Annotated in this window: 28 protein-coding genes and 1 pseudogene; 13 read left to right on the plus strand and 16 right to left on the minus strand. The window is 38.1% G+C overall.

Translation table 11 applies throughout. The features are described from left to right. From B4C08_RS11045 to ptsP, 4 genes and pseudogenes are all read right to left on the minus strand, one after another. Positions 1 to 688 (minus strand): annotated as a pseudogene (locus tag B4C08_RS11045) (hypothetical protein); the annotation flags it as partial. After that, positions 688 to 1,023 carry a MerR family transcriptional regulator gene (locus B4C08_RS11050; protein WP_295795827.1) on the minus strand — a complete coding sequence of 112 codons (336 nt, stop codon included), beginning with the start codon at positions 1,021 to 1,023 and terminating at the stop codon, positions 688 to 690. The pseudogene B4C08_RS11045 and the gene B4C08_RS11050, both read right to left, overlap by 1 nt. After that, positions 1,023 to 2,576 carry a ribosome biogenesis GTPase Der gene (der, locus tag B4C08_RS11055; RefSeq protein ID WP_296665360.1) on the minus strand — a complete coding sequence of 518 codons (1,554 nt, stop codon included), beginning with the start codon at positions 2,574 to 2,576 and terminating at the stop codon, positions 1,023 to 1,025. The genes B4C08_RS11050 and der overlap by 1 nt, the downstream gene beginning before the upstream one ends. 15 nt (positions 2,577 to 2,591) lie before the next feature. Further along, entirely contained in the window at positions 2,592 to 4,301 is a 1,710-nt protein-coding gene (gene ptsP / locus B4C08_RS11060) for a phosphoenolpyruvate--protein phosphotransferase (protein ID WP_295795831.1), read from the minus strand. Between the two features lie 129 nt (positions 4,302 to 4,430). Between ptsP and B4C08_RS11065 the strand changes: the two genes are divergently transcribed. The 3 genes from B4C08_RS11065 to B4C08_RS11075 all read left to right on the plus strand — a co-directional run bounded on the left by B4C08_RS11065 (position 4,431) and on the right by B4C08_RS11075 (position 7,845). Next, positions 4,431 to 6,401, plus strand: coding sequence for a GGDEF domain-containing protein (locus tag B4C08_RS11065; protein WP_296665363.1), 1,971 nt, complete (start codon positions 4,431 to 4,433; stop codon positions 6,399 to 6,401). Next, entirely contained in the window at positions 6,398 to 6,892 is a 495-nt protein-coding gene (locus B4C08_RS11070) for a hypothetical protein (protein WP_296665365.1), read from the plus strand. Before B4C08_RS11065 ends, B4C08_RS11070 begins: the two co-directional genes overlap by 4 nt. A 185-nt stretch (positions 6,893 to 7,077) precedes the next feature. Further along, a complete protein-coding gene (locus B4C08_RS11075; protein WP_295795837.1) occupies positions 7,078 to 7,845 on the plus strand; it encodes a lytic transglycosylase domain-containing protein in 768 nt (255 codons plus the stop codon). Here the strand turns inward: B4C08_RS11075 and B4C08_RS11080 are convergent. The 6 genes from B4C08_RS11080 to B4C08_RS11105 form a co-directional block, all read right to left on the minus strand. After that, the gene (locus B4C08_RS11080) at positions 7,842 to 8,690 is read right to left on the minus strand and encodes a biotin--[acetyl-CoA-carboxylase] ligase (RefSeq protein WP_296665367.1); all 849 of its coding nucleotides are present in this window, start codon (positions 8,688 to 8,690) and stop codon (positions 7,842 to 7,844) included. The genes B4C08_RS11075 and B4C08_RS11080 overlap by 4 nt on opposite strands. Next, positions 8,690 to 9,334 (minus strand): P-II family nitrogen regulator, encoded by a 645-nt coding sequence (locus B4C08_RS11085; protein WP_295795841.1) that lies wholly within the window; start codon positions 9,332 to 9,334, stop codon positions 8,690 to 8,692. The genes B4C08_RS11080 and B4C08_RS11085 overlap by 1 nt, the downstream gene beginning before the upstream one ends. Continuing rightward, entirely contained in the window at positions 9,331 to 10,851 is a 1,521-nt protein-coding gene (locus tag B4C08_RS11090) for a DUF1538 domain-containing protein (RefSeq protein WP_296665369.1), read from the minus strand. Before B4C08_RS11090 ends, B4C08_RS11085 begins: the two co-directional genes overlap by 4 nt. A 260-nt stretch (positions 10,852 to 11,111) precedes the next feature. After that, positions 11,112 to 11,597 carry an S-ribosylhomocysteine lyase gene (locus B4C08_RS11095; protein ID WP_296665371.1) on the minus strand — a complete coding sequence of 162 codons (486 nt, stop codon included), beginning with the start codon at positions 11,595 to 11,597 and terminating at the stop codon, positions 11,112 to 11,114. A 23-nt stretch (positions 11,598 to 11,620) separates the two neighbouring features. After that, positions 11,621 to 12,274 (minus strand): HAD hydrolase-like protein, encoded by a 654-nt coding sequence (locus B4C08_RS11100; protein WP_296665373.1) that lies wholly within the window; start codon positions 12,272 to 12,274, stop codon positions 11,621 to 11,623. Continuing rightward, complete coding sequence (locus B4C08_RS11105) at positions 12,274 to 13,608, minus strand: aminopeptidase (protein WP_296665375.1); 1,335 nt, start codon at positions 13,606 to 13,608, stop codon at positions 12,274 to 12,276. The genes B4C08_RS11100 and B4C08_RS11105 overlap by 1 nt, the downstream gene beginning before the upstream one ends. A 339-nt stretch (positions 13,609 to 13,947) precedes the next feature. On the opposite strand from B4C08_RS11105, the gene B4C08_RS11110 reads away from it, so the two are divergent. From B4C08_RS11110 to B4C08_RS11125, 4 genes are read left to right on the plus strand one after another with little or no spacing between them, the layout of a single operon-like run. Further along, the gene (locus tag B4C08_RS11110) at positions 13,948 to 14,568 is read left to right on the plus strand and encodes a CarD family transcriptional regulator (RefSeq protein ID WP_296665377.1); all 621 of its coding nucleotides are present in this window, start codon (positions 13,948 to 13,950) and stop codon (positions 14,566 to 14,568) included. Then, on the plus strand, positions 14,561 to 15,742 hold the full coding sequence (ispF, locus tag B4C08_RS11115; protein WP_296665379.1) for a 2-C-methyl-D-erythritol 2,4-cyclodiphosphate synthase: 1,182 nt from the start codon (positions 14,561 to 14,563) through the stop codon (positions 15,740 to 15,742). Before B4C08_RS11110 ends, ispF begins: the two co-directional genes overlap by 8 nt. Before the next feature lie 56 nt (positions 15,743 to 15,798). Beyond that, positions 15,799 to 16,077, plus strand: coding sequence for a type II toxin-antitoxin system RelB/DinJ family antitoxin (locus B4C08_RS11120; protein ID WP_296665381.1), 279 nt, complete (start codon positions 15,799 to 15,801; stop codon positions 16,075 to 16,077). Next, positions 16,074 to 16,373 carry a type II toxin-antitoxin system YafQ family toxin gene (locus B4C08_RS11125; protein WP_296665383.1) on the plus strand — a complete coding sequence of 100 codons (300 nt, stop codon included), beginning with the start codon at positions 16,074 to 16,076 and terminating at the stop codon, positions 16,371 to 16,373. Before B4C08_RS11120 ends, B4C08_RS11125 begins: the two co-directional genes overlap by 4 nt. Positions 16,374 to 16,429: 56 nt before the next feature. Here the strand turns inward: B4C08_RS11125 and B4C08_RS11130 are convergent, their stop codons facing one another. Beyond that, positions 16,430 to 16,759: a helix-turn-helix domain-containing protein gene (locus B4C08_RS11130; protein WP_349675604.1), complete on the minus strand. Its 330-nt coding sequence runs from the start codon at positions 16,757 to 16,759 to the stop codon at positions 16,430 to 16,432. 144 nt (positions 16,760 to 16,903) lie between these two features. Between B4C08_RS11130 and B4C08_RS11135 the strand changes: the two genes are divergently transcribed. The 6 genes from B4C08_RS11135 to B4C08_RS11160 all read left to right on the plus strand — a co-directional run bounded on the left by B4C08_RS11135 (position 16,904) and on the right by B4C08_RS11160 (position 20,809). Continuing rightward, positions 16,904 to 17,248 (plus strand): hypothetical protein, encoded by a 345-nt coding sequence (locus B4C08_RS11135; protein WP_295795866.1) that lies wholly within the window; start codon positions 16,904 to 16,906, stop codon positions 17,246 to 17,248. Positions 17,249 to 17,332: 84 nt separating this feature from the next. Beyond that, complete coding sequence (locus B4C08_RS11140; protein WP_296665386.1) at positions 17,333 to 17,689, plus strand: hypothetical protein; 357 nt, start codon at positions 17,333 to 17,335, stop codon at positions 17,687 to 17,689. A gap of 31 nt (positions 17,690 to 17,720) precedes the next feature. Beyond that, positions 17,721 to 17,966: a hypothetical protein gene (locus tag B4C08_RS11145; protein WP_296665388.1), complete on the plus strand. Its 246-nt coding sequence runs from the start codon at positions 17,721 to 17,723 to the stop codon at positions 17,964 to 17,966. Between the two features lie 26 nt (positions 17,967 to 17,992). Further along, positions 17,993 to 18,448, plus strand: a complete 456-nt coding sequence (locus tag B4C08_RS11150; RefSeq protein WP_296665390.1) for a hypothetical protein — start codon at positions 17,993 to 17,995, stop codon at positions 18,446 to 18,448. A gap of 79 nt (positions 18,449 to 18,527) precedes the next feature. Continuing rightward, positions 18,528 to 19,775, plus strand: a complete 1,248-nt coding sequence (locus tag B4C08_RS11155; protein WP_296665391.1) for a hypothetical protein — start codon at positions 18,528 to 18,530, stop codon at positions 19,773 to 19,775. 290 nt (positions 19,776 to 20,065) lie between these two features. Next, complete coding sequence (locus B4C08_RS11160) at positions 20,066 to 20,809, plus strand: AAC(3) family N-acetyltransferase (RefSeq protein WP_296665393.1); 744 nt, start codon at positions 20,066 to 20,068, stop codon at positions 20,807 to 20,809. Between the two features lie 3 nt (positions 20,810 to 20,812). On the opposite strand, the gene B4C08_RS11165 is transcribed toward B4C08_RS11160, so the two are convergent. From B4C08_RS11165 to B4C08_RS11185, 5 genes are all read right to left on the minus strand, one after another. Further along, positions 20,813 to 22,012 (minus strand): formylglycine-generating enzyme family protein, encoded by a 1,200-nt coding sequence (locus tag B4C08_RS11165; RefSeq protein ID WP_296665395.1) that lies wholly within the window; start codon positions 22,010 to 22,012, stop codon positions 20,813 to 20,815. 58 nt (positions 22,013 to 22,070) lie between these two features. Continuing rightward, complete coding sequence (locus B4C08_RS11170) at positions 22,071 to 22,613, minus strand: hypothetical protein (RefSeq protein ID WP_296665397.1); 543 nt, start codon at positions 22,611 to 22,613, stop codon at positions 22,071 to 22,073. 92 nt (positions 22,614 to 22,705) lie between these two features. After that, the gene (locus B4C08_RS11175; RefSeq protein WP_296665399.1) at positions 22,706 to 23,056 is read right to left on the minus strand and encodes a hypothetical protein; all 351 of its coding nucleotides are present in this window, start codon (positions 23,054 to 23,056) and stop codon (positions 22,706 to 22,708) included. A gap of 67 nt (positions 23,057 to 23,123) precedes the next feature. Further along, a complete protein-coding gene (locus B4C08_RS11180) occupies positions 23,124 to 23,570 on the minus strand; it encodes a hypothetical protein (protein ID WP_296665401.1) in 447 nt (148 codons plus the stop codon). Positions 23,571 to 23,702: 132 nt separating this feature from the next. Then, on the minus strand, positions 23,703 to 24,971 hold the full coding sequence (locus B4C08_RS11185) for a hypothetical protein (RefSeq protein WP_296665403.1): 1,269 nt from the start codon (positions 24,969 to 24,971) through the stop codon (positions 23,703 to 23,705). Positions 24,972 to 25,014: the final 43 nt, after the last annotated feature.

Here is a 25,014-nt window from a genome sequence, read left to right on the forward strand (position 1 = left end):
TCACACGGACAATTTTCCACGGCTCGCATTTTAAACGCGCGGCAACTGACAAAAAAATATTTTCACCAAAAGCCAAAGCCTGCTGTGAAATGTCAAGGCAATAAAAAGTAATATGTTTTTTTCTAAGCTCAGGACGAGACAAAAAAAGCGCAAGAGGAACAGTAAGAGGTCCAGAACCAAGATCAAGAAAAACAGAAGAATCTTTTACATCAAAAAACTTTTTATCAATATTTGAAAAAAGCCGAACAAGCCGCACAAGATTCCACCAAGTATAATAATGAACATACGCGCTCAAAAGAACAGTCTGATTCATATAGCCAAGCCGACGCTCTCCACGTTCATCCGTAAGAAAATGGCTAAGGCTACGAATTTGCTTTGGTAGCAAAAGTTTCTGCTTGGAATTAAGCGGATGCGTTGACTCAACAACTTTGTCAAATTCTTCAATTATTTTTTTTGCATCTTCTGGAATTTTTTCAGCAGAAAATAAATCTTCCAGCGGCTTTATAAATTTGGATTTTTGAAGAGAATGAATTCTTTTTGAACTTAGCTGTTTTTTTTCAGAAGCATTGTTTTTCTTTGAATTCTGCTTTTCAAGAAATTCTTTTTTTCTCTGTTCAGATTTTATTTTATCCTTAAGCTTTATTCCCTGCCGTTTTTCGTACCACTTAAGTTGAATTTTATCTTCCATTAATTTTCCTCTTGCTTCTTGGCTTTTTGAATTTCAAAAAAAAGCTCGCTCAAATCCGCCCGAATTTTTCTAATTTCCATTACAGCATCTGGATTGTTCTGAACATTTTCCGCATCTTCTATAATCTGATTTTTTGCGCCTTCTATCGTAAACTTTTTTACATAAATTAGATATTTCAGCCTTAAAACAATTTCCACATCACGCTGCGAATAAATTCTTCGGCCGGAATAATCTTTCCGCGGAGCAAAGCCTGGAACAGTTTCTTCCCAATAACGCAAAACGTGCGACTTAACCCCGGTAATTTTTTCAACTTGCCCGATGCTGTATTGCGCCATCAGCGTTCCTTTTCATTTTGTTCAGTTCTGTTCTGCCACTTTTGACGGCTGGCTTTCATTTCAATTTGAACCGGAATGTAATCAAAGCCCAAGTCTTCGCGGATTCTATTTTTCAAGTAAGTAACATAAGTCAAAGGAACATTGTCTGGCCGGGTTGCAAAAATCAAGAAATTTACAGGATTAATGCTAGTCTGAGTCATGTAGCGGATTTTAAAATGAATTGATTTTGTTGCTGGCGGCGGATATTTAAACAGCCAGTCTTTTAACGCTGCATTCAAAGATGCAGTGTCAACTTTGCGTGTAAGCTGGCTATAAATTTCCAACGCAGTGTCCATAAGATTTTTTATACCGTCATGGTTTTTCGCGCTCAACGGAATAATCGGAGCCCAGTTCATCTGACCAAACATTGCCTGAATCCATTCTTTTGTTTTCTTTACAGTTTTATTTCCCTGGTCTTCAAGCAAATCCCATTTATTCAAAATAAAAATAACACCGCGACCTCTTTCAAAAGCAAGCCCTGTAATTTTTTTATCTTGTTCCGCCAACCCCTCAACCGCATCAACCATAATAAAAGCAATGTCGCATTCATCCAATGTTTTTATGGCGCGGTTCACGGAATAATATTCAACATTTTCTTTGACTTTGGATTTTCGCCTTATTCCGGCGGTATCCAAAATCTGAATATCACGTCCATTATAACGGAAACTTCCTTCAACAACATCACGAGTTGTTCCTGCGTAGTCACTCACAATAGAAGATTCCGTATGGGTAAGAGCATTGCTCAAAGTTGATTTTCCAACGTTAGGTTTTCCAAGAATAGCAATGCGTATCGGTTTCTCTTCTTCAGAGCCTTCAGTTACTTTTGAAAAATCAAGTCCTTCAATCATTTTTTCCTGAAGAACATTCAGACCATCGCCATGAAATGCAGAAATAAGCGAAATGTCTTTAAATCCATACTTCATGTAGTTGTAGGCAAGATGCTCATTTTTTCCGCCTTCGGTTTTATTGACGGCAACAATCAATTTGTCGGAATAACTTCTAAGCAAATGAATAAGCTCTTCGTCTTCGGAATTAATTTCAGTCGCATCAAGAAGCAAAAGAATTCTATCTGCTTTCTGAAACATGCTGACAGTTTTTTCCACAACAAGATCATCCATTTCACTTTCACGAGATTTAAAATTCCGAGTAAGTTTGTATCCGCCCGTATCCATAAGATGAACTGGAAGCCCTGACAAAAAGCAAGTTCCTTCAACAGGATCACGCGTAACTCCGGGAGTTGGATCTGTGATGGCGCGCTTTGTATGCGTAAGAGCATTGAACAAGGTTGATTTTCCAACATTAGGACGACCGGCAATTACAATCAATGGAAGATTGTTATATATTCTGTCTGGGAAAAATTTCTGGCTGCGTTCTTTTCTGCGGCTTTCAATTTCTTTTTTTACAGAAGAATTTTCTTCATCTTTTTTTTCTTCTGCCTGCTGAAGTTCAAGCACATCTTTTTTTTCTGGCTTTGGTTTTGAAAAATCCGGCTTTTTCTTTTTATTTTTTTTCATCTGATTTCCTGAATTTTAAAATACTGAACGGTTCGAAAGATTCTCAAGTTCCTTTATTGAAAAATGAGAAAGCATTTCCTTGATAACTGGAATTTGCTTTGGAATCATGCTTAAATTTCTAACGCCCATTCCGGCAAGAATAACAGCGCTTTCTTTGTTGCCTGCCATTTCTCCGCAGACAGAAAGAGGAATGTTGAATTTTTCAGCATTTAAAATTGTATTTTTTATCATGCGCAAAACGGCAAGGCTAAATTCATTGTACAGCGGATTCACAGCTTGATTTTCACGGTCAACGCCAAGAACATACTGGGTCAAGTCATTTGTTCCAAGCGAAAAAAACTTCGAGTAAGGAGCAAGGCAGTCCGCGCAAATTGCAGCTGCGGCAGTTTCGACCATTATTCCAATCGGAACATCTGGATTAAAAGGAATGTTGTCTTCTTTTAGAGAAATGCGAATTCCTTTTGCAATTCCAAGCGCAGTTTCAACTTGAGAAACATCAGTAATCAGCGGAAGCATAATTCTCAAATTTCCGTAGACGCTCGCACGATACAAAGCCCGCAGCTGAGTTCTAAAAACAGAAGGACAGTAAAGAGACATTCTTATTGCGCGTAATCCCATCAGCGGATTTTTTTCAGAAAAGGCAGGAATATCAGAGCCTTCAACAATCTTGTCTCCGCCCGCATCAAGAGTTCTTATAGTAACAGGTTTGTCACCCATTATTTGCAGGACACGCTTGTAGGCTTCAAACTGCGCATCCTCGCTCATGGAATTTGTGTAAGAAGACGAAGACTGCTTGCTGAATTTTTGCGCGGAATTCATAAAAAGAAATTCTGTTCTAAAAAGTCCAATTCCGTCTGCGCCATTATCCAACGCAAGCTGAGCTTCTTCCGGAGTTCCAATATTCGCATAAAGTTTAAAAATAGTTCCGTCTTCAGTTGCCGCAGGAACATCCTTGAATTTCTGAAGGTTGACTCTATATTTTTGCTCGGAAACAATTTTTGCATTTGCGCTTGTCAAAGTCGCCGCGTCAGGCTGAATTATAAGTTCACCGATGTTTCCATCAACAACAATTGTTTCTCCATTTTGGGCAAGATTCGCCGCATCTTCAATTCCAACAACAACAGGAATTCCGTAGCTTTTTGCAAGAATGGCTACGTGGCACGCGCTGCTTCCTTCTGTAAGAGCAAGCCCGGCAATTTTCCGTTTTCCAAGAATTACTGTGTCGCTGGTTTTCATAGAGCGGCCGATAATAACTGCACCGTCAGGAACAAGCCAAATGTCAAACGGATGATAGTCAAGCAAAATATCAAGGACACGGTTAAAAACATCTTCAATGTCCTGTGCGCGCTCCGCCAAATATCCGTTGTGGCTGTTACGAAGCATATCCGCATATTCCCTGACTTTAAAATCCAAAGAATATTCTATATTAAGCAGCTTTTTCGAAAAGAAATCCTGAAGCTCTTTCATAAAAACAGGATCTGAAAGCATAAGCTGGTAAGTTTCAAGAACTTCACGCTGATCCTTTGTAATATCCTCGCTCGAAAGAAAATCAGAAAATTCTTTTTGAACTTGAGAGCAAGCGTCAGTCAACCTTTGCCATTCAATGTCAACTTCCTGAGCTGAAATTTTTCTTTTGGGGATTTTTCGTTCCTGCTCATCTGGAAGAACAAACGCTTTTCCAATTCCGATTCCTTCGGCAGCAGAAATACCAAGGATTACATTCATTCTGATATAATAACGTCAAACAAAATGATAGTCAACTTTTAAGGAAATTTCAAAGTTGACCAAACAAAAATTCGCAGAAAAAAAATCTTTATTGCCTACAGAAATATTATCTGCTATAATTATAATGTTATGCGTCTAAGGAAGAGAATTGCAATCATAGTTGACTATCTTGAAACAGAATACACAAACCGCGCAGTTGAAGGAGCGCAAAATTTCCTGAAAAAACATAATGCGGAGCTTGTTGTCTTTCCAATCGGAACAATGAACGCCGTAAATTTCAACTATGAATATCAGAATCTTGCTATCGCTTCCCACATAAATTCCAACAATGTTGACGGAATGATTTTTTTAACCTGCACACAGCTCAACAATGTTTCAACTGAATATTTGCGGATGTACTTAAAGTCATTTTCTCCGCTGCCGGTTGTTTCTGTAGGCTGCGAATTTGAAGATATTCCAAGTATAACAATTTCCTGCAAACGAAGCATGTGCCAGCTTGTAGAGCATTTAATTTTAACGCACAAAAAAAAGAATTTTGCGCTAATGACTTTGGAAGGCGAATCGCAGGAAGCACGTGAACGTGAAAACGCTTTTAGGCAGACTTTAAAAAAATACAAAATTGAATTCGATGAATTTAAAAAAATTTACGGCGGATTCACTTATGACACAGCGATTTCCGCTTTAAGAGAATACAGAGAAAGAAATGGCAAATTTGACTTTGAAGCAATTGTCGCGCTAAATGACGAAATGGCTTTTGCTTGCCTCGATGTCCTGAAAATGTACGATGTGAAAATTCCACAGGAAGTAACAGTTACAGGATTCGACGATGAAATCAGAGCAGCTTGTGTAACTCCGTCTCTTACATCTATAAACCAAAATGTAGAAAAGCAAACTGAAGCCGCAGCAAAGCTTTTGTACAAAATAATAAACGGCGAAAACACTTCAATAAAAAAGGCCATAAGTTCCTATCCAGTTTTCAGGCAGACTTGCGGATGCGTTTCACCAAAAGATACAACTGGCGTTGGAATTGGAATCAAGGGAAACAAAATTGAAGCTTCCGTAAAAAACATAATGGATTTTGGGCTGAACAAATGGTATGCGAACAGAAATAATTTTATTCAGATTATTCAGCACTACTCAACTTTGCAAGCCGAAATCACATTAGACAGTCTAAGGCAAAGAATAAACAGCGACTTGATTTCTTACGGAATAACTGCGGCGGCAATATGCCTTTTTGAATCTCCAGTTTCAACCGAGCGTTTTGACTTCTTCAAGTTTCCAGATAAGACTTATATTTTTTCAGCATTTGACAAGCAAAACAATTTTATTCTCAGCCACAATTCGGAAAAAATTTATTTTGATCCAAAATCAAAAATGCTCCCTGATGAAATTTTTTCTTCAATGGACGGAATGTATGTTTGCACTTTGTTCAACAATTCGCTGATTTACGGATACATAGTTTACAGACCGGGCGACTACGATTCTTCCGTTTACTCAATGGTTTGCAAAATGATTTCATCCAGCATTGCAAACGCAGTTACTTTCAGCCAGGCAAAAAACAAGCTTAAAAAACTTGAAAAAGACTACAACAAAATCTGTGCAGTTTCTGTTACGGACGAACTTACAGGACTTTTAAACAGGCGCGGATTTATTTCCATAAGCTCAAGGATTCTTGAAACAGCCATGAACAGCGGACAAAGCGGGCTGGTTCTTTTTGGCGACATTGACGGGCTGAAAAAAATAAACGACACGCATGGGCACGCCGCAGGAGACAGAGCCATAAAAAATGAAGCCGCGCTTTTAAAGAAAACGTTCCGCTCCTCAGATGCAATAGCGCGTCTTGGCGGAGATGAATTTGCAATACTCGCAGCAGGACTCAACCAGGAAAATTTTTCAAAGCTAAAAGACAGGCTTCAAGTTTATTGCGATGAATACAACAAAAATTCAGGAGAACCGTTTACACTTTCAATAAGCATAGGCTCAGCTCCATTCGGCGGAAAAAGCGGATACGACATAAATTCCCTGCTTGAATATGCCGACTCAGTTTTGTACAAAGAAAAGCAAAAAAAATACGGATTCAAATTTAAAGGTAGAAAATGAAAATCGAAGCGAAATTTTATTCAGAAAAAAACAAAATTTATTTTTTAAACGGAACTGAGCTTGACACAAAAAATGCAAAGTATATAGAAGGAAAATCCTGCAAAAATGATTCCGAGCCAGACAAAAACGCGCTTTACTCTATAAATGTTACGCAAGAACTCACAGGCTCAGAAGAAAATGCAAATGAAGAATTTCTTGCAGAATTCAGAGAGTGGCTAAAAAAACTTGAAGAAAAAAAATCATTCGCAATAATAATTCCTTCCGCAGAAAAAACTCCAGAAACTCAAGAAGAAAAAGAAATCTTCACGGCAAGTTTCAAGCATTGCGCAAGGCGAATAAAAGACTGCGAAAACGTAATAGGCTTTTCAGTTCCAGAAAATGTTGACCCAGAATTTTTTATATCAGAATTAAAGGCAAAGCACGGGCATTACATTTTTTTTAGCTCGGATGAAAAGCTTATTGCTTCTGATGAAAAAATTGCAAAGTTTTAAGACCGCAGTCTCTAGCTTCAACAAAACATCACTATCTGCAAAATAGCGCAACAGTTTCAAAAGTTTTTCAGTAAATTCTCTTGAACATTTTTTTATTTTTTGTCAAAATAAAGAAAAAGTTGAACATATCCTTTGCATTTATTAAATTTTACAGAAAGGAAAACAACTTTTATGGAGAATATACCATGGATTATGAGCACAACTACTTTATCAAACTTGTTTCAGGAACTGTAGCATTCAGCCTGTTTTTTGTAGCTCTTTGCGTATTCACTCTTATTTTTATTCCTGCGGAAAAGTCCGCTGAAAATATTGTGGCTTCAGAAAATGCGCAATCTGAACCATTGCAGGAACAAAGCGTAAATTACGAATCAATTTTTGACAAAGAATATCCTGAACTTGTAATTGAAACTAAAAACAAAGACGATGCCGGACTTATTCTTTACAAGCAGCCGCAAAGCAGAGCCGCAGTTGAATGGTACTACTCAAGAGTTGTAAACAGCCGCGAAGTTGCGCAGGCAGTGCTTCAGTCAGCAGAAGAATTCAATATTCCGCTTTCACTTGCATTTGCTCTTGCCCATACAGAAAGCAATTTCAAAGTAACGGCAATGCACAAAAATACAAACGGAAGCATTGACCGCGGACTTTTTCAATTGAACAACACAAGTTTCCCAAAGCTAGAAGAATCTGATTTTTATGATCCGAAAACTTCTGCGCATTACGGACTTTCGCATTTAAGATTCTGCCTGAACACAGCAGGAAACGAAATCGCAGCTCTTGCAATGTACAATGCCGGAGCAAACAAAGTAAGAAAAAACAGCACACCTCAGATTACGCTTGATTACATTTCTAAAATTCAGAATTACAAGCGCGACCTTGAAGATAATTTTGCAGTTGAAGTTTTGGCTTTGTACAATACAGAAACACAGAAAAATTTGCTTGCAAAAAAATTCTAGCCTAAAAATGAATGAAGTGTAACTTCGCCGGAATGAAGAATTTTTTTTGTTCCGTCGGCAAGTTCAACTAAAAGCCCTGCGTCATCAGTAATGTCCAGGGCTTTTGCTTTAAATGATTTTTCCTGACCAATCACAGGCGAAACATCCAGTTCCTTGCCAAGCAAACAAGAAAGTTTTTTATATTCAGGAATGATATTTTCACCAGAAGCTAAGATTGCGGTTATTTCATCCATGCAGCAAAATATCAGTTTTTGACTGTTTATTTTTTTTTCAGACAAAAATTCTTCTGAGGAAATTCCGCCTGCTTTTTTTCGAAGTTCTTTTGGAAAATCATTTTGAGTAGCGAGATTTATGCCGATTCCAACAACAGCGGCTTCGACAATTCCTTTTGAGGAGTTTACAATTCCTTCAGTTAAAATTCCACAGACTTTTTTTCCGCCGCAAAAAACATCGTTCACCCATTTTATTGAACAGGTTGTCCCAAACAATTTTTTTATGGCACGGCAAACTCCAACAGCGGAACTTACCGTAAACAGCGCAGGATTTTTTATGCCGCCTTCTTTTACAACTGAAAAACTGAAATACGCTCCAGTCAAAGACGGAGAATAAAAAAAACGTCCCAAGCGTCCATGTCCAGAAGTTTGGGATTCGGCTGCAACAAGAGTGTTATTAAAGATTCCGCCATTTACAGTCAAAGAGCCGTCTTCATTTAAAAGAGGCAGAAGTGAATTTCCACGGCGGACAAGTTCAGAATTTGTGCTGTCAATTTCCTTAAAAAGCTGAATTTTAAAATATTTTTTCCAGCCGTCTAAAGAAACATTTTCAACTTCAAATTCATTTGCCATTATTTTTTCCCAAGAGTTGAAAAAGAATTGACAGTTGAACAGAAAACAATTCCGCTTCCCGGTTCCTGCAAGCAAGCAAGATTTTTTACCGCATCAAGAACTGAATCTTTTTTTTCGGAATCAACAATAATCATAAGCATTTCTTTTTCTGGAACAATGTGCATTCCAAAAAATTTTGCATCGTCCTCACGCGCAGTTCCTCTTGCATTTATAACAGTGCCACCGCCAGCCCCAGCTTTTCTTGCCGCAGCCATCGCATCATCTGCATAACCTTTATTCAAAATCACCGAAATTAAAGTCTGTTTTCCTTCTGACATAGCATCGCCTTCCTTTCCTTTTATAATTCCTGCTTTTACCATTGTGTCCGACTCCAAAGCGCAAAGGTAACCAAAATCTTTTTTTTCATTTTCGCAGGCTTCTTGTATTGCTGAAAAAATTTTCTCTTTGTTTTCCTGTTCAACAAGAATAAGAACAATGTCCTTTGTTTTTGCACCAAGCCCAAGAGCATCTGCAATTCCGCTTGAAGAAATTCCTTTTCCTCGTAAAACAGTTCCGCCAAAACTTCCAGCCTTTACAGCAGAATCAGAAACAAGCTCAGCTTTATTTTGTGGAACTTCAGCTAATAAAAGATAAAATGCGCTCATTGCTTAACCTCCTTTTTTCTTGTCTTCAGTTTGAAAATTATTCCAAGAATCTGAATTGCAATCAGCGGAGTCATGGCAACAAGGGCAATAACTCCGAACGCTCCGGCGGCAGAATCAGTTCCGTTTGCAGAAGCCGCGCCAATTGTAAACGAAAGAATAAATGTGCTAGTCATAGGTCCAGAGGCAACTCCACCGGAATCAAAAGCAATTCCCATAAAAAGCGGAGGGCTGAAAAAAGTCAAAAGAAGCGCAACGGCATAGCCTGGAATCAAAATGTACCACAAGCTGAATCCATACAAAATGCGGATCATGCACAATGCGATTGAAGCCGCAACTCCAAGCGAAAGAGTCGCAAGGATAATTTTTCTTCTGATGTTTCCGCCAGTTGCTGTTTCAACCTGCTCGGTAAGAACCCAAACCGCCGGTTCTGCGCAAACTGTAATCGCCCCAAACAAAAGTGAAACAATAATTATAAGTGCAACCCAAATTCCGCCGTTGGAAAAGGCCGCCTGTCCAAGAACACTGCCAAGCATTTTTCCTGCGCTCATAAATCCGCCGTCCGCTCCAACCAAGAACAAAATAAGTCCAAAAAAACAATACAAAATTCCTTGGGCAACTTTTCTAATTTGAACTGGAGGAAGCCTTAAAAGCAAAATCTGGAAAACCGCAAACATTATTATAAGCGGAAGCATCGACATAAAAACTTCACGCACAACTTCCGGCAGATATTCAATAAAAACTGAAAGCCCTTCCTGAAGATTGTCAGCAGAAGATTCCGCCGACCCAGAAGCTGGAGAAGATGCGCCTGCGCCAGAAAAATTCAAAACCATTCCGTAAACACAAACTGCGGCGACAGGTCCAACACTTGCAATTCCTGTAAGACCAAATGAACTGTCGCTTGTTCCGCCTTCCTTTGAAGAGCCTGCATGACGCACAGAAGCAACACCCATTCCAAGAGCCATGATAAACGGAACTGTCATAGGTCCTGTTGTCGCTCCTCCTGCATCAAACGCCGCACCCTGAAGTTCTTTCGGGCACATGAATGCAAGAGCAAACAACGCAATGTATGAAATAATCAAGACCGTTCTAAGCTTAAGGGAAAAAACTGTTCTGCAAAGTCCGATTGTTATAAAGAAACCTACGCCAACCGCAATGCCCAGAACAAGACCCCATTTATTTACATTTGAAGAAAGGCTTTTTATCTGGTCCGCAAGAACTTGAACATCAGGCTCGGCAATTGTAACCATAACGCCAATCAAGAATGAAGCAGAAAGAAGCAAGACAAGATTTTTTTTACTTGTAAGAGCTGCACCGCTTCGCTCACCTATAGGAAGAATTCCAATGTCAACGCCAAGCAGAAAAAATGTAAGCCCGACAACAACAAGAATTCCTCCTACAATGAACCTTACAATTATGTTAAGACTTAAAGGAGCAACGGTGACCGAAAGCAAAAGAACAATCACCATAATAGGGAAGACAGAAAAGAACGTCTCCTTGAATTTTTGAAACAGGTTCATCAATTCTCCCATAAAAAGCCAATGAGAAAGTTTTAACTTTCGATTTGACTTTTTAAGCATATTCGCAATGAAATGAGAATATGCACTTGATAAAGGAAGTTTGCAACGCAAACTTGTGAACAAAACTTTGACGCTATTTTAGACAAAGTTTTTGTTGCACACTCCTAAAGTATGAACGAATTAGAAAAATACTTTTATAAAAAAGACCACGGAAAACTATAATTTCCAAGACGCATTCTAACACTATTTTTTTATCTGAACTACGATAAATTTTTGTAGCAATTCCAGCCTTTTTCTCTGATTTCCTTAACCCAGCGGGCAGCAAGTTTTTTTGCGCCTTCCAAGTCATGGTCCTTAAAGTTTCCGCACTCAATTTCTGTGCTTCCAGGAATTTCTTTATTCCAAGCAGCAACTTTTTCAAGAACATTGCAAAGATGCTCGGCAATATAAGATTCCTCGTGGTCGCCCCAGACTGTAAGATAAAATCCGGTTCTGCATCCCATAGGACTAAAGTCAATTACAATTCGAGGAAGCTCATCTCTTATATATTCAGCAACAAGATGCTCCAAAGTGTGAATCGCTCCAGTCGGCATGAATTCCTTGTTCGGCTGGCAAAAACGAACATCATACTTGCTTACAATGTCGCCCTTTCTGCCAGTTTTTTCAGAAGCCAAACGCACAAAAGGAGCTGTAACCTTTGTGTGATCCAAATTAAAACTGTCCACGTTGTATTTTTTTTCAGACATAAATTGCCTCCATTTTTAATTTACTATTTTTGAATAAGAAAAGCTTCAACATTTTTTGTAGATTCAAAAATAAAATCCGCGCCGCACTCTTCAAATTCTTTTCTTGTTCCAAAGCCCCAAAGAATTCCCGCGCACTTTATTCCGGCAGAATGCGCGCCGTCCACATCATAATGACGGTCGCCAATTAAAATGCATTTTTCTTTTTCGCCTGAAATTCCGTTTGATTCCAAAACATATTTTACAACATCGCATTTTTCAACACGGGATTTTTCTTCCAAGTCGCTTCCGCCCACAAAATCAAAAAGTTCTAGGATTCCCTTGCGCTCAAGAATTTGACTTGCATAAACTTCTGGCTTGCTCGTTGCAACAAATACTTTTTTTCCGGCAGTGCGCAGATTTTTTATAAGCTCAACAACACCGCTGTAAAGTTCCGCTTCGAACATTCCTTTTTCAGAATAATAACTTCTGTAAACTTGCATTGCGTTTTGAATTTCATTTTCTGGAAGCCTGAGAATCTTGGAAAAACTTTCTTTTAAAGGCGGACCTATCATCGTGCTGTAGACCGCGCGGTCAACTTTTAAATCGTAATGGACAACAACTTTGTCAAACGAATTGAAAACGCCTTTTGAAGTATCCATTAAAGTTCCGTCAAAATCAAAAAGAATATAGTCAAACATTATTTCATTCCCAAGAAAAGCTTGTAGCCGTTGTACGCCTGCTGAATATCTTCTTTTGAAGTGATTTCCCACGGAGCGTGCATGCTCAAAACCGCAACGCCAGCATCAAGAACATACATTCCATATTTCGCGGCAAGATGCGCAATTGTTCCGCCGCCGCCCTGGTCAACTTTGCCAAGTTCTGCAAGCTGATATTTTACATTTCCAGCATCAAGAACATTTCTAAGCTTTGCAATAAATTCAGGATCAGCATCGCTTGCCCCGGACTTTCCGCGTGAACCCGTATACTTTTGGAAAACAATTCCGCCTCCGAGGAACGAAGAATTTTCCTTGTCGAACAAACTCGCATTCATTGGATCATAAGCTGAATTCACATCGCTAGAAAGCATCCAGCTGTTGTTCAGACAACGGCGCACAGAAAGCTCTGAATATTCACCAAGCCGGGCAACAACTTCCGCAACTGCGTTCTCCATAAAATGGCTTCCCATTCCAGTTGCGCCATAGCTTCCGATTTCTTCCTTGTCAACGCAAATGCAGCAGTTTGTTCTGGAAGAAGCCTTGCTGTCCACCATCGCCTGTGCAGAAGTGTAAGCGCAAGAGCGGTCGTCTTGTCCGTAAGCCAAAATTAAACTGCGGTCAAACCCCAAGTCTCTTGGAGCTCCAGCCGGAACAACTTCAAGTTCAGCAGAATTAAAATCTTTTTCTTCAATTCCGTACTTTTCCTTTAAAATATTCAGAACAAGTTTTTTTGCCTTGTCTTTTTCCTTTGACTCTGAATCTTCATTTTGTGCTGAAAGAATTTCACTTCCGCAGATTAAGTCCAAACTTTCTCCGTCTATAAAATCAGCGGCTGTTTCTTTCATTTGCTTTTGCGCAAGGTGCGGAAGAATATCTGAAATGCAAAAAACAGGCTCATCGGATTTTTCGCCAATTGAAATTTTTACAGTAGAACCGTCCTTTAAACAGACAACTCCGTGCAAGGCAAGCGGCAAAGTAACCCACTGATATTTTTTTATTCCGCCATAATAATGCGTGTTCAAATAAACAAGAAAATCTTTTTCATAAAGCGGATTCTGCTTTACGTCCAAGCGAGGAGAATCAATGTGCGCTCCAAGAATATTCATTCCGTTTTCAATGGAGCCTGTGCCAATTTCAAAAAGCGCGATGCTTTTATTGCGTTTGCACACATAGACTTTTTCGCCCGGCTTTAAGGAGTCAGTTTTCTGAATATCTTTGTATCCATTTTTTTCCGCAAGCTGAATTATAAGCGAGACACATTCGCGTTCAGTTTTTCCGTCTTCAAGAAATTTCTTATATTCTTCTATTAAATTCATTTTGTTCTCCATTAAGCAATGCCGTCAATTTAAAGCCGTATCATCTTCGGGCTTGGCCCGGAAATCTGTCAACACAAAGTTTATTAGATTGCCAGATCAAGTCCGGCAATGACAACTTATAAAATTACAGACATTGTTTCCAAGAATTTTTCGAAAAGTATAGCATAATAGAAGCAAAAAGTCAGTCGGAAAAAAAAACAAGTTTCAAGGAAAAACTCGGCATCTTTTTTTTAAACTCGAGGAATCTTTTCAAGACTATTATAATTTCATTTTCATTCGATTCACTCATTTTTTTTCAGCGTTGAATTTTTAAAGAAACTGTGTTATAATAATTTCATTATGGCAAAACCAAAGACAGAATTTTCTGTAAACCAAAAAGTTGTTTACCCAAGCCAGGGCGTTGGAAAAATCACAGAGATTTTCAAAAAAGACTTCAACAACGAGCCGACATATTACTACAAAATTTATCTTGAAGTTTCCGACATGAATGTAATGGTTCCTGTATCAAAATCAAAGGACTTAGGAATCCGCGCAATCGTTTCAAAAGATGAAGCGCAGGCTGCACTGAATTCAATCAGCGACGACTTTGAGCCTCCTACTTCCGACTGGAAACTCCGCTACCAAATGAACCTTGACCTGCTCAAAAAAGGCACAATCGGCGACATTGCGGCAATCGTTCGCTGTCTTTACCACCGCTCAAAAGTAAAGGAACTTCCGATTCTTGAGCGCAAACTTTACGACAATGCAAAAAAACTTCTTGAGGACGAAATTGCAGAAGCCTTTGGAATTTCCGACAAGGAAGTTGAAGCCATGCTGCACGAAAAACTTGAGCCGCTCGGTTTAAAGATTGAAAAGAAACAAGCCTTTGCTGACGAAGATGAAGACGATGATGAGTTTGAAGAAGAAACTTCATCTAACGAAAAAGATTCCGAAGACTTTGACAGCGAGGATGATGATTAATAAAGTTCTTGTCATAGCCGCCGCAGGCTCTTCCAGCCGAATGGGGCTTGGCAAAAAAAAAGAATACCTTCCATTAAAAAAAGGAACTGTGCTTTCTGAATCAGTCCGTGCCTTTGTTGAAGCCGCGGATTTTTCAAAAATCATAGTTTCCATTCCAAAAGATGGCGAGCAGGAAGCAAAAACCGCATTGCTTGCCGACACAGAATTAGAAAGCCTTTTAAAGAACACAACGCTGACTTTTGCAGAAGGCGGAGCTACAAGGCAAGAATCAGTTTTCAAGGCACTTTGTAAAATCAAAAATAAAAATTCAATTGTCCTAATCCATGACGGCGCGCGTCCGTTCGTTTCAAAAAAAATAATTCAGGATGTGATTTCTAAAACGCAAGAGTTTGGAGCGGCAGTTCCGGCAGTTCAGCCTGTTGACACGCAAAAAGAAATTGCGCCGGATGGAACAATCAGCCGTCATCTTGTAAGAAAAAATTTGGGAGCCGTGCAAACTCCGCAGGGATTTTTGCTTGAACCGCTGATTGAATGCCACAAAGCGGCTTTTCAAAAAAAACTTGAGTTCACGGACGACACAGAAGTTTGGGACGCTTTTCCAAATTTTACAGGCGGAAAAAAAGTTCACGTTGTTGAAGGCAGCGAAAAAAACAAGAAGATAACTTTTATTCAGGATATTTCCAAGGAAACAAAAATGATCCGCATAGGAATTGGAACAGACTTGCACAAGCTTGTTGAAGGCAGAAAATTTATTTTGGGCGGAGTCGAAATCCCGGCGGAAAAAGGAGAACTTGGGCATTCAGACGGAGATGTTCTGCTTCATGCAATCAGCGACTCTCTTTTGGGAGCTTCCGGCATGGGAGATATAGGCTCATACTTTCCAAGCGAAAATCCAAAATGGAAAAACGCTGATTCCGCTGAACTTCTAAAAAAAATCTGGGCAGACGTAAAATCAGCAGGCTGGACTTTAGAAAATCTTGACTGCGTGGTAGAAACAGAAAAACCCAAATTGCTTCCTTGGCGAGAAAAAATAATCAGTTCAATTGCAAACATCCTTGAAACTGCATCAGAAAGAGTTTTTGTAAAAGCAAAGACAAACGAAAAGCAAGACGCAGTGGGAGAAGGCAACGCAATAAAAGCATATTGTGTATGTCTATTAGAAAAAACTGAATAACCATAAATGCAATCATTTTTCTTTACAAATGCAACTTTTTAACATATATTGTAAATATGAACACAGTAGCAATGAATGTTAGAGTTGACAAAGAGCTAAAGGAACAGGCGACGGAGCTTTACAACGATTTGGGGCTTTCGCTTTCGAGCGCAATCAATATGTTTTTGAGGCAGTCGGTGAGGGAAAACGGGCTGCCGTTCAAGCCGCAGCGGACGAGACGCAAGAGCGAAATTGAACTTGCCAGCGAGGAAGCCGACCAGATTATGAACGACCCGGACGCGAAGACGTACGACAATTTTCAGGAAATTCTTGACGAGCTAGGAATCGATGCATGAGCGAAACAGAAAACAAATACAGTCTCCGGCAGACTAACCGCTTCAAGAAGCACCTTAAACTAATGGCAAAACGCAATAAATCTTCAATCAGAAAGATTGCAGAAACAGTCGATTTGCTTCAAAGAGGCGAAAAACTGCCAGAACGGTTCCGCGACCACGAGCTTGCAGGAAATCTTAAAGGCAACCGAGAGTGCCATATTCTGCCAGATTTGCTTTTAATTTACAGAATCTTCAACGACATTCTGATTCTTGAGCTTGTTGACACAGGAAGCCATGCGGATCTGTTCGGAATGTAAAAACGACCACTAATTTGATTTTCTTCTATATAGTACCAAATCCATTACAAAAAAAATCAAGCATTCTTTATCTTTGAAAAGGCCTTCTGAATGCTTTCAAGGACTTCGATTTTGAGGGTTTCTTCTATATTAAGAACAGTTTCGGTGATTTTTTCTTTTTCTGATTCTTCACAATTTCCAAAAAGGCGGACTGGCTCAATTCCAAGTGAAAGCGCAATGTTTTCGATTGTTTCCGGGGAAGGAAAATACTTGCCGTTTTCAATGCTGTTTATGTAGTTTGAGCTTTTTCCGATTTCAAGCGCAAGGTCAAGCTGGCGCATTCCCTTTTGTTTCCTAAAAAATTTGAGATTCTGAATGAACTGTTGCCGCAAAGTCTGCATACACATACTATGGCAATGTTTTTAAAACTATGTACATCTAAATAAAATGTATATTTCTGTATATTTTGTTGACGATAACTGTATTTAGATGTATTATTACATTTATATTAAATGTATCGTGGAAAATTATCACGATAAAAGGAGTTTTTTATGAAAGGTTTTAAAAGTATTTCAATGTTTGCTGTAGTACTTTTATGCGCGGTGTCTTTATTTGCAAAGTCGGAAGGCGTGGCCATTGAGCCAGGCTCTCCGGAAAACCCATTTTTGTCAACATCATGGGAATGCAAAGGAGTAGATGTTTTCGAATTTTCAGCTGACGGAAAGCTGATGTATGGATTTTCTGAATGTCCATATAAGCTAAAGAAAATCGGAGAATCTTACGAGCTGACTTTTAAAGTTGGTCCAGCAAAATCGGTTATCACACTGGAAAACAAGGATTCTACGACAGCAGTTTGTAAAATGAAAACTACAACTATGGTCTGTACAAAAAAATAATATTTTTACTATGCAGCAGGAATATTGCACACACCGTAATGTTCCTGCTTTTTTTTATGAAAAATATATAAAGGGGAAAATTTTATGGAACAAATCAAAGACATTGACGAACGTGTTGTAATGTTTTTTACACATGATGAAGTTGTAAGACGCAGAGGAAGTCTTGTTGAAGCCACACGGAAATGGTGGAGATGTTCAGAAAACAAAGCAATGTCTGCCGACTACGTTTTTTCTGTAATTTCAGGCATAGTTCAAGAAGTCTATATAGCAACAGGCTGCCACGAGGAATTTGATGACGGCACAGCGCATCCTCATTTCTTTGGAGCACGCAAAGTGTTTGACCTCGACCTTGCTTCAGATAGTGTCCGCACAAAATACAATGGCAAGTGCCTTCCTCCAGAATACATTGGAGGACAAAATCCCGTAAGATACAATTTTTAGCAAAAAAAACAACATAAAGGAGAAATTTAAGATGAAGAAGAAAACTTTTGTTATAGCAATTCTATTTTGCATTTTTTCACACATTTATGCACAGGATGGGTGGATGACAATCGCAAGTACTGAAAATAAAAATCTTACATATTCAGATATGGAAGAAACTTTTATAGAAGAAAGCGCTCCTCCACAAAAAATACAACCACGCTTGCAACGAAAAGCACTGGAATTACTAATACTGCCAATTCTAAACATAGAGACATTAACCATTTTGATGAAATAATTGGACTGCTTGACAAAGAAGGCAAAATGGTAACAATTGCAAGTACTGAAAACGAAAATCTCACAGAAAAAGATATATTGAGTTTTGTGGGAACAGAGTTTTCCAAGATTTCATCTCCTGTTTATTTAGCAGTACATTATGTTACATTCGATGATGAAAATTGGTATTGGGCCTGTCGTGTAAAATATAGAAAAAACGGAAAAATTATCCAGCTTGTTATAAGAAATGCCAGAATAGAATTTTACTTTTTTAGTGAGCCAGGTTATTATGTAACAACGGATGACGGAAGAAAAATTAATGCAGTTGGTAATAAATATAATGCTGCAAACATGGCATATTTAGCAACAAGCAATTGTATAGCAGAAAGTGAACTTTTATTAAAAAAACACGGACAATCATATTCTGGCAGAGAACTAGAAGGTATAGAAGAGCTAGAAAAAATGGCAGATGAGTTTAAAGCTGCACGAGATAGTTATAAATAACTACTAATATTGATGAAAAACTTTCTCCCCAAAAACAATGAATATACCTTTTTCTAAAAACCCAGTATACTAAGCGCACATGAAATTTTATCAGCACATATTATTCCTTACATTCTTTTCCATTGCAGCTGTATATGCCGATGACTTTACCAGCATTCTTCAGGATTTGGCGGTTCAGACTGCTTGCATCGGGCAATACTCGGCAACGCAGGCGGGCGGAACTTGGAGTGAAGATCCTCTCGATTACTACAAACCGTATTTGCTGGCAGAGCGGTTTAAGAAAATGTCCGGGAACACGACACGCACAATAACGTTTTACGGTGTATGTTTCGACTATTCGGAATTTGCGTACTGGGACATAAAAGACAACGAAAGTCTTTACATTAAAAACGGAATGAGAAAAGGTCAATTTTTTCTTGCCGGAAATAATTCAAATCCAAACGTCATCGAGCTTTCAGTTCCAACTTCAACTTCAAACGCAACAAAATTTCAAAACGGAATTCCTGTTAGAACTTACGGAAATTCAAGCTACAAAAATATAAAGTCACACAAGGCGCAGAACGGAACGCGGGCAACAAACCACGCCTGGCTTTGGGTAATGCGCAACGACGGAGTATGGTTCTGGATTGACCCGACTTGGACAGACAATTTGGGCTACGTAGTCTACGGCTATGTCAGCAACGGAGAAGAAATTCAGTGCCGCCCCGACAAAGACTTCTGCCTTGAATATCCTGACTTTCTTAAAAGTCTTCCCCTTCCTCCAAAAATGACTGAATGGAATCCGTCTCCTGCCTCCACTTCAACTTCTTCATCTTACAACGATTATTCTGGCTCAAGTTCTAGCGACTTTAACTACGGAAATTACAATAATGAGTTTCCCTGGATTTTCGGAGTTTCAGCGACCGCTCCTTATCAGGATGTAGAAGAAAAAGAATTCAGCACGGACAGAATAGGCTTTTCATTTGACGCTTTGAGCTTGATAGATGAAACGGCCGGCGGATTCAGCATTGACTACTTGCGGAACTTTGAAGATGAAGAAAAGCTTCAGTCGTGGCTGCTTTCAATATGCTTTGGTCCAAGGCTCTATAGCAACCTCGCGGCTTACGTTGGCGGCGGCTTAGGAGTTGGATTCGACGGAAACAAAAAAGAGGAAATAGAAAATTCTAAAGAAACTTATGACTTTACAGACTCATTCTTTCTCAGCTACAAACTCTCGCTAGGTCTTGTTCTAAACATTTCAAGTCTTGTTGCAAAAGTCGAACTTTCATTCAACGACATACTCGGCTTTTCAGCAGGAGCCGGAATCATGCTTGGATTTGGGGAATAAAGAAAAAGCCTAATTCTTTTTGCATAGAAGAATTTTTTTTATAAAGCAAGAACATAATGAAAATAAAGAACATTCATCTTGTCTTAATGAAAAAAAAAGTGTAGAATCCGCAGAACAATTTTCTAGTAAGTTCAATTTCGAGTTTTGTAAATTTACTGTCATTGCCACGCTTGACACGGCAATCTTGGTAAAAAAACTGCAAGAGATTATCGGGTCAAGCCCGATAATGACTAGAAATTTGAAGAAATCCTAAAACTCGATATTCAAAAAAAAATCACTCGGAGCAAAAAATGGACAAGAGCTTTATCGTAAATGCGCTTAGGAAAAACGGCGTGCAAGAAGGAATGTGTCTTGAAGTTCACAGCAGCTTAAGCAGTTTTGGTCATGTTGAAGGTGGAGCTGAAACTGTAATCAGCGCGATCAAGGAATGCATCGGTTCAGAAGGCACAATTTTTATGCCGGCATTAAGGCTTAGCCCTGCCCTTCCGCTCACAGACGAAGACAAAAAACTTGGAATAACCTGCAAAATAAAAATCCTTCCCAACGAAAGAAAAAAAAGCGCAATGGGAATTATAGCAGACACTTTCAGGCTGCAAAACGGAACTCTTACAGGAAGTGGAATCATGCAGATTTCAGGCTGGGGAAAACATGCGCAAGAAGCTATAAATGGCGGACTTAATTTTGCCATTCACAACGGAGGCAAGGCACTGCTTTTGGGCGTAGACATTTATAAACTTACCGCAATGCATTATGTTGAAGAAATCACTCCAAAAGAAATTTCAGATATGTTTGCTCCGAGCGCAGAAATCAACAAAATCTATCCGCCTGAAGAATGGTTTATTGAAGCAGGAAATCCGCCTGTAAAAGCCTGGTGCAAAATTCAAAAAATAGCTGACGAAATGGGATTTATAAAACACTTTGACATCGGAAGCTGCAAGGCAATGCTTTTTGATGTTGGAAAAGTCGTTTCGCTTTATGAGCACGAACTAAAAACAGACCCGTTTGGATTTTGGGAAATAAAGAAGAAATTTTAGCCTTCACTCCACGGTTCTTGCAAGCCTAAGTCCGCCGGTCTTTACGTAGGCCGGGTCGGCTCTTCTGTAGCAGGATTCAAAATATACATAAGAAGCGTTGTAGCCGCCCTGTTTCATGCTTTTGTAAGGGTAGACCTCATATTTCCAGTCGTAGGGTGAGCCGAAGTCGCAGCACCATTCGTAGGCGTTTCCGGCAAGATCGTAAAATCCAAGTTCGGAAGGAAGTTTTCCGCCCTGCTTGTGTATTCTCATTGAGCCGTTCGCAGGAATTTTGCACGCAGAATTTCTGTCGTCCCAGCCGGCGGCGGTTTCTCTTGGTCCGTCATTCTTTGAGTTGCCCATATTCCAGCCGTAATTTCTTGCAACTTTTGAAGGCGGCGTTGGCGTAATTCCCATGATTTCGTCCATAAGAGTGGGCTTTGAGTTTCCGCTGCAAGGACCACTTTTGTCGCCGGGAGCATTTTTTCCGCTTATAAAAGAGCCATCGTTGCATTTGCGCGCGGCGTATTCCCATTCATAAATGTACGGAAGCCTGAATCCGTCCGCACTTTTGTTCACGTAAGGATTGTCAACGTTTCCTTTGGCAAGGCTTGTCATGTCGGTTGCTTTTGCGTTTCCAAAAGGAAGCGGAATATTTGATGGAGTTTCGCCTTCTGCATAAATTGAACTTCTGAGCGGATTTTTTAAAGCTGAGTCCGTGCAGTAAACCGGGGAAAGGCCGCACAATTCGCTCAACGCGTTGCACCAAACAACAGCGTCGCGCCAGTTTATTCCGCAGACAGGAATTCCTTTATCCTGCGGTTCGCCGCCTTCATTAAAAAGCTTGCTGCTACTCAAATCTCCGTACAGACCTTCCGCACCGGCATTTTCAAAAGTATATTTTTTTTCTCCGCGCGAATCAGAAGTTGCCCATTTGTAAACAAAACGCCACACATTGTAGCTTACCTCGAACTTTGACATGCTGAACGGAGCAACGGAAACATTTTTTGTGACGCTTTCAACATCCTCTCCAAGAACAATCTCATCCGTATTCAAAATGGTTATCATGTCGATTTTCAAGCCTGAATCTGGAAGAGAAAACTGCGATTCTTCCGTTCTGGGAGCGACTTTATAATAAGCGTAGTCGTTGGAATTGTCGCCTGAAAAATCGCACGAGAAAAACAGGACGAAAACCGCAGGCAAGGCAAAAAGGAATTTGTTCATAACGGAATTTTACTTGGTATTTGGGGATTTTACAATGAATTTTTGGAGTGGAATACAGTTATTCAGTTTCCATTCCTATGAAAGTTTTATCAGACTCTTCACCAAAAACAATTCCGTCATTTTTTAAGTCCTTATCTTTTTGAAGATAAAAAGTCAATAAAATTGAAAGCAAGCCCAATACCAAATACAAAACAAATAATATAACTTTCACAACCTTAAAATATGGAGACACGGAATTTACTGACAATTCTTTTATGGACACCAAGGCATCCTTTACAGATAGCTTATTATTATCCCGTTCCAACACATTTATTGTTTTCAACGTTACCAGCGTATATTTTTCTATTTTAATTTTTATTATATTATCAGCTAAAGCTTGAACACCATTCACATCATTTTTTTCAAGAGATTTCTCAAGAATTTTTTTTATTTCCTTCGTGCTCATTTGTTTTTCCAATGTACCTGGATATATTTCATCAACTTTTTTTTCAAGTTGCGCTATGCCTAAGTCTATAAATGAGTTTAAATGTTTACCCATAATATCAACACTAATAAATAGTATTATAAATACAAAAGACAGAATCACATTTAAAACTCTCATGCATACTCTGTTCGTTTTATTTTCAAGTTTTTTTACGAAAAAGAAATTTAATAATATTGAAATAATAAAAATTATAATAATGCTTAATACAATCATTTAATATCCTTATTAATGTAAATTCTTGTTTCCTGATTTTTATTTGCGCAACCATCTTTTATAAAATCAAAGAATGTTTTCTTATATATTTTCACTTCGCTATATCTTTTTTTTAAGCCCAAATCCTTTAATACAACTTTTGTCAATAAAACACCACATGGAGCCTGCATAAAAATTTTAAAAGTCTCAGGATGAAACTCATTTTTGTTTTTTTCCACAAGAATTCTATATTTTACCTTTTTATCTTTCCATGTTGAAAATAGTTTCATAGATTTCATCACAAAAAACAGGCTGACTGCCACTTGCGGAATAATCAACCACTTTGAAACCTTATAAAAAGGAATCAAAGCGATTATTATTCCACAAATTAACAAAAGAAAAGAGTAAGTATTCAAATATAAATATCTGAAAAACCTATGCATTTCCTACTTGGGCAGCAGAAATTGCTTTGTAGAAAGCATCAACTGTCTTCTGAGCAGTTTTTTCATCTGCACCAGAAAGCATAACTCTTGTTCGCTGAGTAAAACTTTCATAATAAAGATAATAAGCAGGACAGAAGCATCCACAAGTAGAAGTCCTTTCATATCCAATTTCTTTCACACTGCTTGGAAGCAAATATTTTACAGTTGTTCCTGTATTAAAACAATAACATTCAATTACCTTTTTAACTTCAACAACTCTCCTGTTTGTGATAACAAGAAAACCATTAACTCTATAACCAAAAATTTTGGCAAAGAATTTCTGAATCTGCCCCAAGGCTATTGCCAAAGGATTTGAACTTGTAGCCCAAAGTTCTGCTTCAATCTCCATTACAAGAGATTCTCCTTCTTCAAGAATTAAACCTGATTTTAAATCTGACATATCAGACTCCTCAATTTTATTTTATGTTAGTTGATTTTACTTTCAACGAAAGTACGTTTGTAACGTGTCAACTTAACATTTATGCAAGATTCATAGAACAGAATAACTTAATAGCTAAATTTAAAAAATTGTCTATCTACCAAACTTTTCTCTTAAAAATTTTATATTCTCCGTTGGACACTTTACAAATATGATGTCATCTACAGGCATACTATAAAAATCTTTTACATCTCCATTAAATCTAAATTTTATTACATCATCACTAACATAATCATACATTTTTAAATTATAATTTTTATCAACAGAAATTATCTTTTCCAATGTCTCTGGATAGCAATACATAGCAGCAAAAATAAATGGATTATATTTTGAAAAATTATCAAGTTGTGTATGTAAATTTATTCCACTATTAATACAATCCAAAATTATTTGAGTTATATCTTCTGAACTTCCATTTACACGTTCTGAATATACAGCTTTTAAAAATTTTATAGTATTACTATCTATTTTTCCCTTGAAATATTCCTGTAAAATCCAAAAAGCAGTTTGTCCAAGTTTTTTCGATTCTATATTTATAGGTTTGTAAAAATCTAAATCTTTAAGAAATGAAACCAATTCTTCATTTTTTAACAAATTCATTGCCATAAAATCAATATTACGAAAAGCGCCTCCTTCTCTAAGATATTTTCTAGTATGATCTAAATCTTCAGCTATAAGCCATACAGTATGATTGCAGTTCTCATAATTAACAGTTGAACTTATTCTACAAAGAGCTTCAATCATATAAAAATTATCAGTATCTTTATTATCCCAAATCGAACCACCATAATAAACACCATCATAAAGATTTCTTTGTGCATTATAATTATAACTCTCATGCCATCTATGAAAATAACTAGATAAAAAGTAATCCAATAAAGTCCATTTTTTTTTCTCTAATTCCTCATATTCGGACTCTTTACCAAATAAACTCCCAAAAAGATTTACAACAGAATTTATTGGAGAATGACTTGCTTCTATATCTCCAATCGAAATAGTGCGGTAATTATCAAAATTACCATAATTGTAGAGAACCCAAAGCATTTCATAATCAGAGAATTCTAAAACATAAAAAAATGTATCATCATCAATTAGTGCACCATGCTCAAGAAGATATTTTACCATTCTACGTTTTTCAATTTCACTTCCTTGATTTCGATTATGCACAGAAATAAACAAATATGTCGGATTTTCAACATTATCAATATAACAATCAGTTTTTTTATTTAAATCTGCATTAAGTTTTTCTACATATTTTTGAACGGTTGGCATATCGCACTCAAAAACAGCCTCGGCAAGATCATGAGAGTAAACAAATATTCCAATAAAAAAATAACAGGTTAAAAAAAAGATTTTTTTCATACACTCCTCCCAAATAAATAATAGGTCGAATTTCGAGTTATAA

The sequence above is a fragment of the Treponema sp. UBA753 genome (assembly GCF_002297325.1).
Taxonomy (GTDB): Bacteria; Spirochaetota; Spirochaetia; order Treponematales; family Treponemataceae; genus Treponema_D.

What these genes read in the sequence shown, in the direction of transcription:
- B4C08_RS11160 (WP_296665393.1), top strand. Translation starts at nt 20,066, where the DNA reads ATGGACAAGAGCTTTATCGTAAATGCGCTTAGGAAAAACGGCGTGCAA.
- B4C08_RS11140 (WP_296665386.1), top strand. Translation starts at nt 17,333, where the DNA reads ATGGAACAAATCAAAGACATTGACGAACGTGTTGTAATGTTTTTTACA.
- B4C08_RS11050 (WP_295795827.1), bottom strand. Translation starts at nt 1,023, where the DNA reads ATGGCGCAATACAGCATCGGGCAAGTTGAAAAAATTACCGGGGTTAAG.
- B4C08_RS11070 (WP_296665365.1), top strand. Translation starts at nt 6,398, where the DNA reads ATGAAAATCGAAGCGAAATTTTATTCAGAAAAAAACAAAATTTATTTT.
- B4C08_RS11185 (WP_296665403.1), bottom strand. Translation starts at nt 24,971, where the DNA reads ATGAAAAAAATCTTTTTTTTAACCTGTTATTTTTTTATTGGAATATTT.
- B4C08_RS11095 (WP_296665371.1), bottom strand. Translation starts at nt 11,597, where the DNA reads ATGTCTGAAAAAAAATACAACGTGGACAGTTTTAATTTGGATCACACA.
- B4C08_RS11105 (WP_296665375.1), bottom strand. Translation starts at nt 13,608, where the DNA reads ATGAATTTAATAGAAGAATATAAGAAATTTCTTGAAGACGGAAAAACT.
- B4C08_RS11150 (WP_296665390.1), top strand. Translation starts at nt 17,993, where the DNA reads ATGGTAACAATTGCAAGTACTGAAAACGAAAATCTCACAGAAAAAGAT.
- ispF (WP_296665379.1), top strand. Translation starts at nt 14,561, where the DNA reads ATGATTAATAAAGTTCTTGTCATAGCCGCCGCAGGCTCTTCCAGCCGA.
- B4C08_RS11110 (WP_296665377.1), top strand. Translation starts at nt 13,948, where the DNA reads ATGGCAAAACCAAAGACAGAATTTTCTGTAAACCAAAAAGTTGTTTAC.
- ptsP (WP_295795831.1), bottom strand. Translation starts at nt 4,301, where the DNA reads ATGAATGTAATCCTTGGTATTTCTGCTGCCGAAGGAATCGGAATTGGA.
- B4C08_RS11135 (WP_295795866.1), top strand. Translation starts at nt 16,904, where the DNA reads ATGAAAGGTTTTAAAAGTATTTCAATGTTTGCTGTAGTACTTTTATGC.
- B4C08_RS11090 (WP_296665369.1), bottom strand. Translation starts at nt 10,851, where the DNA reads ATGAACCTGTTTCAAAAATTCAAGGAGACGTTCTTTTCTGTCTTCCCT.
- B4C08_RS11125 (WP_296665383.1), top strand. Translation starts at nt 16,074, where the DNA reads ATGAGCGAAACAGAAAACAAATACAGTCTCCGGCAGACTAACCGCTTC.
- B4C08_RS11065 (WP_296665363.1), top strand. Translation starts at nt 4,431, where the DNA reads ATGCGTCTAAGGAAGAGAATTGCAATCATAGTTGACTATCTTGAAACA.
- B4C08_RS11130 (WP_349675604.1), bottom strand. Translation starts at nt 16,759, where the DNA reads ATGTGTATGCAGACTTTGCGGCAACAGTTCATTCAGAATCTCAAATTT.
- B4C08_RS11165 (WP_296665395.1), bottom strand. Translation starts at nt 22,012, where the DNA reads ATGAACAAATTCCTTTTTGCCTTGCCTGCGGTTTTCGTCCTGTTTTTC.
- B4C08_RS11155 (WP_296665391.1), top strand. Translation starts at nt 18,528, where the DNA reads ATGAAATTTTATCAGCACATATTATTCCTTACATTCTTTTCCATTGCA.
- B4C08_RS11100 (WP_296665373.1), bottom strand. Translation starts at nt 12,274, where the DNA reads ATGTTTGACTATATTCTTTTTGATTTTGACGGAACTTTAATGGATACT.
- B4C08_RS11170 (WP_296665397.1), bottom strand. Translation starts at nt 22,613, where the DNA reads ATGAGAGTTTTAAATGTGATTCTGTCTTTTGTATTTATAATACTATTT.
- B4C08_RS11085 (WP_295795841.1), bottom strand. Translation starts at nt 9,334, where the DNA reads ATGAGCGCATTTTATCTTTTATTAGCTGAAGTTCCACAAAATAAAGCT.
- B4C08_RS11120 (WP_296665381.1), top strand. Translation starts at nt 15,799, where the DNA reads ATGAACACAGTAGCAATGAATGTTAGAGTTGACAAAGAGCTAAAGGAA.
- der (WP_296665360.1), bottom strand. Translation starts at nt 2,576, where the DNA reads ATGAAAAAAAATAAAAAGAAAAAGCCGGATTTTTCAAAACCAAAGCCA.
- B4C08_RS11180 (WP_296665401.1), bottom strand. Translation starts at nt 23,570, where the DNA reads ATGTCAGATTTAAAATCAGGTTTAATTCTTGAAGAAGGAGAATCTCTT.
- B4C08_RS11080 (WP_296665367.1), bottom strand. Translation starts at nt 8,690, where the DNA reads ATGGCAAATGAATTTGAAGTTGAAAATGTTTCTTTAGACGGCTGGAAA.
- B4C08_RS11145 (WP_296665388.1), top strand. Translation starts at nt 17,721, where the DNA reads ATGAAGAAGAAAACTTTTGTTATAGCAATTCTATTTTGCATTTTTTCA.
- B4C08_RS11075 (WP_295795837.1), top strand. Translation starts at nt 7,078, where the DNA reads ATGGATTATGAGCACAACTACTTTATCAAACTTGTTTCAGGAACTGTA.